We start from the raw sequence: 8,115 nt of genomic DNA on the forward strand, positions 1-8,115 counted from the left end.
CTTTCTCGGCTTGTTTATTTGCTTTCAGCAGCAGGGAGAGCCAGGCAGCAATGCCTGGCTTTTTTGTTGCAATGCGATTGCCATCGCGTTGCTAGTAACACTATAGGCAGCGTTGTCATAAATGACCGCCACTACATTTGGCGTTTTCAGTGTGATCGCGTGGTTGCCAAGATGGCCATCTGGTAGGTCTGTGGTCATGGTGTGTCTGCTTCGTAGTGCAGTAGGTCACCTGGTTGGCAGCCAAAGTAGGCGCACAGTTTCTCTAGATTTTTCGCATCAATCATTGAAAACTGATTGCGACGCAGCTTGCTGAGTGAGGACTCAGCAACGCCGAGCTCAGCAGCCAAGGCTTTTGCCGTCAGCTTGCGCGCCTTCATCTCGAAGTCGAGCGTGCACCTCAAAGTCATGTGTTTCGGCGTCTGCGATGAATGGTGCCGCCTTTCCGCCGAAGGCGCAAGCACGCAAGCTCATGACCTTGCGATCGCGTGGTCACACTGCTAACTTTCTGGCAGCCGCCATCGAGCAGTGCTCGCAGTTCAGTCGCAAGGCCAGTTACGGAAAGTGCCAGCGGTGTTCGCCGGCATGGATCGCGCCGATGCGCTTGCTTTCGTTTCGCGAATGTTTGACGCAGCAGATGCTGGTGCCGCCGTTTGGTGTGACCTTGAGCTGGTGCGTCGGTTTCTGGCTGCTTGCAGCCGCACCTGTAGCAGCGAAACAAGATCCGGCTATCAGCGCGAGATTCGGCACCTGATCGAATGGCGCGACCAGCACCACGCCGGCGTGCCATTGCGGCTGCTTGATCCGGCCATTGCGCAAGATTTCGTCGATGGTTTGCTGCAGCAGGTTGAAACCGGCGCCATCAAGCCACGCACCTTTAACCGGCGCATTGCGGCTATCTCAGCGATGTACCGGTGGGCATCTGAACCATGCCGTTCTGGCGTATCTGGTGTGCCCCGAAACCCGATGCCACGTCGGTCAATGCTGCAAGCCGCGAAGTGCACTCGTGCATTGACTGAGCCAGACCTTGATTCAGTGCTTGGCGTAATTGCTGCTGCAGCACGCAATGGCTGCCGTTTGGCTCAGCGTGATTATGTGTTGGTGCGTGGTGCCTATTTGATTGGCTGCCGCGTTTCAGAACTGGCCAGGTTGCGCTGGTGTGATGTGGAAGCAATCGAAGATGGCGGCCAGGTGCACCTGCTTGGCAAGGGATCAAAAGCTCGAACAGTGCGCATCAGCACCAGCACGCTTGAGCTGCTTGAGTCGCTTGGTGGTGGTGCTGCCGATGCCTGGTTGTTTCCGTCATCACGCACCGGCGAGCACCTGACGCGGCAAGCCATTGGCGACCGGATGCGCCGCTGGGGAAACCTTGCTGGCGTGCATTTGCACCCGCACAAGCTGCGCCACTCGCACGCAACGGTGGCAATTCGACGTGGCGCCGATATATTCGTTTTGCAAGCCACTCTCGGTCACACCAGCAGCGCCACTACCGGCGCTTATGTCGCGGCAAATCCTGCTGACTCGAGCAGCTTGCGGCTGGGTTGACCGGCGCAACGCTTGTTACGGCAAGTGCCTAGGCGGATAGGCGACTAGCTGCCTTGCTGGTCGAGCCACATTGCAATCGCTTCGTTGACCACGCCACTGGCGTCGATGCTGCTGCCATTTTCTTGCTGCCTATTCACATAGGCGCGTAGGCGGCTAGCTGTTTCTGGCTGCACATACCAAGCGCGCATCTTCCAGGTGCTGCGCTTGCTGGTTGGCACCGGCTGGCGCTTACTGGTGGCCGGCGGTGCTTCGGCTGGTGCTGGTGCACCGAACAGGGTTTCGATGCCTTTCTGGCGGCCTTCGAGTTGGTTAGTCAGCTTGTCGAGTTTCATGGCTGCAATTTGGTTTCGATTTCAGCGGCAAGGTCGGCCACCTGCTGCCACGCCGTTGCAGCGCCGCCATCTGGTCGGTCTGCATCGGTGCGTGCATCACGAACGGAAACGCCGGCGGCTTCGGCTTTCGGCCATGCCGACAGCAGCGTGATTTGACTAGTCAGCACCGGTAAGCCAATGCGCTCAAGCACTTGCCTGGTTTTGATTGCGTCAACCTTGCGCCTGGTGTCGCACATGGTCAAAACCACGCCAAACGGCTTGCCGGCAGCTTTCAGGATTTCGGCCAGGTCGACCACCTGCTCGATGCTGCTTGCTGCTGGCTGGCATGGCGCCAGCACAAAATCAGACCCTTCGGCATAGGTGCGCTGCTCGTCACGGCTGCCGCCAGCGGTGTCGACCACAACCAGATCCCACGGCTTCGCCATTGCCATTGGTGCTTGCTGTATTGGTGCCACGGCGCTGCCATCAGCCAGTAATGCACCTTCGCCACGCGAGTGCAGTTTGGTGGCGCTGCCATTTGGGTCTGCATCAATCAGCAGCACATGGCGGCCAGCAGCAGACCACCACGCGGCCAAGTTGGTGGCAACGCTGGTTTTGGCAATGCCGCCTTTCAAGCCCGAAACGGTAAGGATTCGATGTGCCATGCGCCGCAGCTAAGCAGATTGGCGCCTAGGCGGCTAGTCGTCGGTGTCGATGTAGTCGTCAATCAGATCGGCCAGGTGCTCGGCCATGTCGCCGTAAACCTGCAGAGTTGCCAGGTCTTCCGGGTGCATTTCAAGCGCAAGCACCAGCAGCCTGATGGCCGCAATGGTGTCGTCGTGCATGGTTTCAGGTGCGCCGGCGTTCACTGCTGCCGGCTGCCTTGGCATCTTAGCGCCTAGGCGGATAGCTGCCTAGTCAGTCGCAATCGTTGTTACGTCAAGTGCGCCGGCACCAAGCCAGCAGCGCATCATGCGCATCATCTGGTGGCTCGCTAGTTGGCAATTCTTGTGTAGGCCAACTGTCGCCAGCGCCATCAATCCACTGCCGCCACCGCTGGCGCCATTGCTGTCGTTGATATTGCGACCTTGATTGCGGGCTTGGTGCCCAAACGTCGAGCAATTCCACCAGTTCGTCGTCGTCAAGCTGCGCCATTTCAAGCAGCACTGCCACCACAGCAGCCTGCTGCTCAAGGTCTCGAAACGCCGTCATTAGCTCAAGCGAAACAGTCACAGTGGCTTAATGCCAAGGCCAAGTAATTCGCGCAATTCACGACTGCAGCCAACCACTGCGCTGGCATGACCACTAGCAAGTGCCTTGGCCATCGCCTCATGCAACGTATGCACCAGTTGCGCCGTTTCAGCCTTGCGATTCACACCTGCTTTCTCGATGTCATCGCGCAGCACTTCATAAGCCTTACCAACGATGCGTCGGGATTGCCGTCGACTGATCCCATAGGTTTCGGCCACTTCGGCCACCGCAGCTATTGCTGATCGACCAGCCGCCAGCATCTGCAAGGCGTGGTCAATGCGAACAGCGCCAGCGACTGCAACTGCCACTAGCCGCGCTCCCACCATTGCTGGCGTTCGTTTTCGGGCACGCCCCACCACGACCAGCACGGGCCAAAACGTTTCAGCCGGATCTGCTCACTGTTATTTGCTGTCATTGGTTGATCCAAGATGCCGCCGTCGTCATCAAGGCAGCCAGCTAGCCGAGAAACACGCTGCGGATAGACGTGCTCGAGCCACCAGCGACGATAGGAATCTGGATAGCTGCCGTAGTAGGTCTTCGTGCCGGTCATTGGTTCCATGGCCAATCGGGCTCGGTATCCAGCAGATAAAGCAGCATTTCGCGTTGCGCCATGACCAAACCACGCGCAAGCACCGGCACCAGGTCGCGCAGCAGCTCAGCATCGGCACCTTCGGCAATTTCCGTAAGTGCGGTTGCGGCTATTGCCAGCCTGCTGTCGATCACGCCAACACCTGCTCGAGCAGTGCCATTTCGTCGTCGATTTCTGCTTGCTGCTGCAGCAGCGCACCAGCCTGCAGCTCGATCTGGTGGCCGATGCCTTGCCGGCTATTCGCCAATTCGCCTAGGCGGCTAGCCACTTGTTCGCGGATCTTCGGATCACTGACCAGGCGCGGCAACTGCTCCGACCAGAACCATGCGCGGCTGGCTGGTGGCAAGCCACTGCAGTTCGGATCGGCGGCCATTTGCTCGTCGCGGTGCCGCAGCACCTGGTCGAGCGTGCGGCTATAGGTGCCGGCTTCGACGCGCAGCCAACCAGCGACAGGGTGTGCCTTGCTTGTTCTCATTGGCCAAGCCATCGACCGGTCAGCAACTGAACGCCAGCCATTGCTGCACGTTCGCGTGCGCGGCGGCGCAGTTCATTTTCTGCAGCTAACCGCTCGGTTTCCTTGCGCATCCGTTCAACGGCTGCAGCTTGCGCTTCGGCTTGCGCCTTGGCGGCATAGTCCGGTGCGTTGATGCTGGTGCCGGCTTGTGTCGCGAGGTATTGCGCAAGTGCCGGATCTGATTTCTCAAGTACGCCGGCAACAGTCAAATTGCGGCAGCCAGCAGCGTATGGGTTAGGTGCTTGGCCAAACTTGCGCGGCATCCTGTCAACCAGCGTGGTCAAACCAGGGATTGCCTTCATGCGTTGCATAACAGCAACAGCGCGATCTTCGGCAGCTTGTGCTGCACTGTGCTGGCCATCAATTTCAGCGTCGAGGTGTGTCATCAGTGCACCACCACCGGCAGCCGCCTGGACTGTGCAGATGCCAACGGGTCGCCGCATGGCACATTCAGCATTTGATCATCGTCGGTGCGCTCAAGCAATGCCTCAGCTTGAAGCTGGCGAATGATTGCATCGCCCATTCGATAAAGCGGTTTCGGATTTGGCATAACTGCACGTTTCCGGTCGTTTCATTCTAACGACGTTGCGCAGTGCAGAATAATTAAATGGCTTGCCATCATGCTCGAAGGTGCCATGCCATTGGTTAATGCTGTCGCGCCACATGGCATCAAACGGGTTTGGCTGTGTCATTTCTGGCGGTTCATAAATACACTTACAGAGAAAATGACACAAGCCCAGTCATTGCAGTGTCTCTCGGATAGTGGTCAGCACCTGCTGCCGGTCAAGCACTGCCAATTCGTCAATCACTTCGTAGTGCCACCAAACTCTCTCGCCAGCGTGTTCGCGGCGGCTGGTGCGCTGCAGCTTGAACCCAAGCATTGCCAGCATTTGCGCGATAAAGGTGCGCACAGTGCCGCTGCTTGGATCGAAGCCAAAGATTTCGCGCCAATTTCTTGATTGCGCCTTGGCGGCTTCGTGGTGCTGCTCGAAGTTGGCGCCGATAACGGTGCGACCAGTACCGGCTAGGTCAATTAGTTCAATCAGCCATGGCATCTGCTGCAGCGCAGTAGCACGGGTCGCTGGCGCCATTTCGCGGCAGGTATCGGGTGCATAGGCGCGTTGACTTTTTGAAAGACTTTTTAGGGTTTGCTGCTGCCATTGGTTTCGAGCGTCGGTATCAACGACCAGCAGATGTAGCAATGCCTTTCCGTAACTGCCGTTGCGACTGGCGGCCACTTGCTTCGCGGTTGGTGCCTTGATGCCAAAGTCTCGAGCAATTCGACCACGTTCAATTTGACGGCGTTGCGCAATGGTCAAGCGTTGCCGACCTTCAAGCAGTTCAAGCTGATTGGCATCGGGTGCTGGTGCCGCTGCAATGGCGGCAGTTTCGATCGCCACGGTTTCGTCGCGGGCTTCGGTTAGTTCGTCTGCCAGTTCGGTGCCGGTGTCGCTACCAATCAGGTCAAGTCGCTGCACTTCATAACCTTCGCGGCCTAACAGTTCGGCAACGGCGTGCCGGTAGTGCGGTGCCAACCAGTTTTGATTGGCGGCTAGTTCTGACCACCAACGCAGATAGCGGCCAGCATCGCCATATGCTTCGCCAGCATCAACCAGGTGCAGCCGTGCCAATGCTTCGGCGTGGTCGAGTTTGCCGCGTTCAAGCTGATCGGTAACTGGTGCGCCATTGCCAAGCCTGCTGCCGGTGTGATTGCACCAGATGTGACGCGGCACCGGCGACCGCAGACGACCTAAGGACTGCACAAAAGCCTGCGGCAAGGTGTGACCACTGGTGTGGCCAAGCACGGCAGCGAAGTGCTGGTGCAGGTCTTCGATGCTGAAACCGGTTTCAAGCACCGGCGACGCAAGCACCACATCAAACGCCAGCAGTTGCTGAGGATTTTCAATGGCTGCCATTGCCGGATGGTTTGGATCTCGGATGGTTTCGGCGGTCATTTCCAAGATTTGAGCCGTTGGCCAATACCGGCGCACCAATCGCGCAAGGTTGACCGGCGCCATCTTGCTTTCGTCTTGTTTGCTGCCGGTGTGGAAGATGAATGGCTTGCGATTGCTGGCCAAGTTGCGCATTTGCTGCAGCAGGTCTTCGACCTTGCGGTGCATGACCACATCACGGCCAGCAGCAGGCTGCAAGGTGCTTTCGATGATGTGCGCCTTGGCGCCATTGCCGCGCATGGTCTCGAATGCCAACAAGGTGATTTCGTCGATGTGCGCACCAGCCAGCACCACCTGCTGCGCCGCAGAAACGCAAGCGGCCAAGTTGGTTAGCGCATCGGTTCGATGCTTGGCGATGTGCGTCGATGCCATCAAGCAATGGCGCAGAAACGCATCGGCTTCGTCAATGAACAGCACGGCACCGGCGCACTGGTTTGGCTGCAGTTCACTGCTGCCGCCGATGTAGCTGCTGTCGACGACGACAACAAAACCATCGTGCTCGGCTATCAGGTGCTCGAGTTTCCGTAAGTCAGCTTGCGACTGCTCAAGTGCGTGCAGCATTTGACCTTCACGCTTGACGGCAAGGCCAAACCGCTGGCCTTGGTTATCGGCAAGGCTGCGTCGATGCGTGATTGAAACCAGCCGATTGGTCAAACCAGCAATGGCGCCGGTTTTGTTTGACGCCATGCCGCCAACCACTGCCACCAGGTCGCTGCTTGGCAGGTCGCTGGTCTTGAAGTGCCGCGCAATGGTTTGGTGCTTTCGGCTAGTGGTCTTGAACGGTTGCAGCAGGTGGTCGGTAATGGCTTTCTTGCTGCTGGCCTCAATCCATTGCTTGAACGGCACTACCGGCAATGCAGCAAGTGCATCGGCGCCGCCATGCACCAGCAGGTCATCGGTGCCCTTAATGAAGTCGGCACCAGCAGGCTGCACCATTTCACGGATGCGCACCTGATGGCCGTGTTCAAGCAGCAGCCAGCCAAGTCGGCAGCGTGCTTGGCGAATGGCGACGCGACCGCGTGCCTTGTCGCTGGCATCAAAAGCAATGGTTAGCGGCGCACCAGCGGGTCGGATTTCGCGCAGCCATTGCAATTCAGCAATCAATGCCGGCGCACCAAATGACTGGCCGTTGGTGTCTTTCGGCTTTGGGCATCCGTTCCAGATACCAGCAAGGCCAATGGTCAGGTAGCCATGGCTGCAGGCTGCTGCTGATTTCTTCTCACCTTCGTCAACCAACAGCTCAACCGAAGACTGCTCAAGCAGCCAGCACCAGGCAGACCAGCTCGAAGTGAATGGCGGTGGTGTCAGGTCAGCGCGTGCAGCGATTGCTTCGTAGGCGGCAGCATCAAGTGGCGCGAAGAATGGCACCGGTGCTGAGTTAACTGGCCTTTCGTATTTGATTTGCTTGCCGTCGCTGCCTAGTCGTGGCTTGTCTGGCTTGAACGTGACCGGCACCAGCACACCACCTTCGAGTGGTGCATGGCCAGACGCGAGCCAACCACCTTCGATTTGCCTTGCGTAATAGGTGCGGGCGTTCTGCACCGGCTTCGTTGCGTAACCAAGGTTGCGACCGAGTTTTGCCGGATTGAGAAAACCAAGCACCTGATGGCTGCCTTTCAGCGACTCAACAGCCAGCTCAGCAATGCCAGCAGAAACGGCGCTGCCGGTAGTCCATTCGTCGAGGTGGTGCGCCAGCGCACGCGGTTCGTCATCCCATCCAAGGGAGAGCTGGCGGATTGGTGCTGGTGCGAGTAAAGTCATAGCAAGACCGTTCGGGCGGTTTCTGGTTGACGGGTGAGACCGTTAGCTGGTTGTTGAGTTGGCGATTGCCGTCGCTTTCTCGGCTTGTTTATTTGCTTTCAGCAGCAGGGAGAGCCAGGCAGCAATGCCTGGCTTTCTTGTTGCAATGCGATTGCCATCGCGTTGCTAGTAACACTATAGGCAGCGTTGTCATAA

General features: G+C 58.1%; 13 protein-coding genes. 1 reads left to right on the forward strand and 12 read right to left on the reverse strand.

Translation table 11 applies throughout. The features are described from left to right. Nucleotides 1-194: 194 nt before the first annotated feature. Complete coding sequence (locus KBY49_RS11580) at nucleotides 195-461, reverse strand: helix-turn-helix transcriptional regulator (protein ID WP_254934989.1); 267 nt, start codon at nucleotides 459-461, stop codon at nucleotides 195-197. Nucleotides 462-582: 121 nt separating this feature from the next. On the opposite strand from KBY49_RS11580, the gene KBY49_RS11585 reads away from it, so the two are divergent. Further along, the gene (locus tag KBY49_RS11585; RefSeq protein WP_254934990.1) at nucleotides 583-1,542 is read left to right on the forward strand and encodes a tyrosine-type recombinase/integrase; all 960 of its coding nucleotides are present in this window, start codon (nucleotides 583-585) and stop codon (nucleotides 1,540-1,542) included. Nucleotides 1,543-1,586: 44 nt separating this feature from the next. On the opposite strand, the gene KBY49_RS11590 is transcribed toward KBY49_RS11585, so the two are convergent. The 11 genes from KBY49_RS11590 to KBY49_RS11640 all read right to left on the reverse strand — a co-directional run bounded on the left by KBY49_RS11590 (nucleotide 1,587) and on the right by KBY49_RS11640 (nucleotide 7,920). Further along, entirely contained in the window at nucleotides 1,587-1,874 is a 288-nt protein-coding gene (locus KBY49_RS11590; RefSeq protein ID WP_254934991.1) for a hypothetical protein, read from the reverse strand. Further along, nucleotides 1,871-2,518, reverse strand: a complete 648-nt coding sequence (locus tag KBY49_RS11595; protein ID WP_254934992.1) for an AAA family ATPase — start codon at nucleotides 2,516-2,518, stop codon at nucleotides 1,871-1,873. Before KBY49_RS11595 ends, KBY49_RS11590 begins: the two co-directional genes overlap by 4 nt. Before the next feature lie 33 nt (nucleotides 2,519-2,551). After that, on the reverse strand, nucleotides 2,552-2,743 hold the full coding sequence (locus tag KBY49_RS11600; protein ID WP_254934993.1) for a hypothetical protein: 192 nt from the start codon (nucleotides 2,741-2,743) through the stop codon (nucleotides 2,552-2,554). A 49-nt stretch (nucleotides 2,744-2,792) separates the two neighbouring features. Then, nucleotides 2,793-3,065: a hypothetical protein gene (locus tag KBY49_RS11605; protein WP_254934994.1), complete on the reverse strand. Its 273-nt coding sequence runs from the start codon at nucleotides 3,063-3,065 to the stop codon at nucleotides 2,793-2,795. A 17-nt stretch (nucleotides 3,066-3,082) separates the two neighbouring features. Further along, nucleotides 3,083-3,412, reverse strand: a complete 330-nt coding sequence (locus KBY49_RS11610; RefSeq protein ID WP_254934995.1) for a hypothetical protein — start codon at nucleotides 3,410-3,412, stop codon at nucleotides 3,083-3,085. Further along, nucleotides 3,412-3,663, reverse strand: coding sequence for a hypothetical protein (locus KBY49_RS11615; RefSeq protein ID WP_254934996.1), 252 nt, complete (start codon nucleotides 3,661-3,663; stop codon nucleotides 3,412-3,414). Before KBY49_RS11615 ends, KBY49_RS11610 begins: the two co-directional genes overlap by 1 nt. Then, nucleotides 3,651-3,827, reverse strand: coding sequence for a hypothetical protein (locus tag KBY49_RS11620; RefSeq protein ID WP_254934997.1), 177 nt, complete (start codon nucleotides 3,825-3,827; stop codon nucleotides 3,651-3,653). Before KBY49_RS11620 ends, KBY49_RS11615 begins: the two co-directional genes overlap by 13 nt. Next, on the reverse strand, nucleotides 3,824-4,168 hold the full coding sequence (locus tag KBY49_RS11625) for a hypothetical protein (protein WP_254934998.1): 345 nt from the start codon (nucleotides 4,166-4,168) through the stop codon (nucleotides 3,824-3,826). Before KBY49_RS11625 ends, KBY49_RS11620 begins: the two co-directional genes overlap by 4 nt. Beyond that, nucleotides 4,165-4,593, reverse strand: a complete 429-nt coding sequence (locus KBY49_RS11630) for a hypothetical protein (RefSeq protein ID WP_254934999.1) — start codon at nucleotides 4,591-4,593, stop codon at nucleotides 4,165-4,167. The genes KBY49_RS11625 and KBY49_RS11630 overlap by 4 nt, the downstream gene beginning before the upstream one ends. Further along, nucleotides 4,593-4,730 (reverse strand): hypothetical protein, encoded by a 138-nt coding sequence (locus tag KBY49_RS11635; protein WP_254935000.1) that lies wholly within the window; start codon nucleotides 4,728-4,730, stop codon nucleotides 4,593-4,595. Before KBY49_RS11635 ends, KBY49_RS11630 begins: the two co-directional genes overlap by 1 nt. 217 nt (nucleotides 4,731-4,947) lie before the next feature. Further along, nucleotides 4,948-7,920, reverse strand: coding sequence for a plasmid replication protein, CyRepA1 family (locus KBY49_RS11640; protein ID WP_254935001.1), 2,973 nt, complete (start codon nucleotides 7,918-7,920; stop codon nucleotides 4,948-4,950). Between the last annotated feature and the right edge of the window lie 195 nt (nucleotides 7,921-8,115).

It is taken from the genome of Cyanobium sp. WAJ14-Wanaka (genome assembly GCF_024345375.1).
In the GTDB taxonomy this organism is placed as follows: domain Bacteria; phylum Cyanobacteriota; class Cyanobacteriia; order PCC-6307; family Cyanobiaceae; genus Cyanobium_A.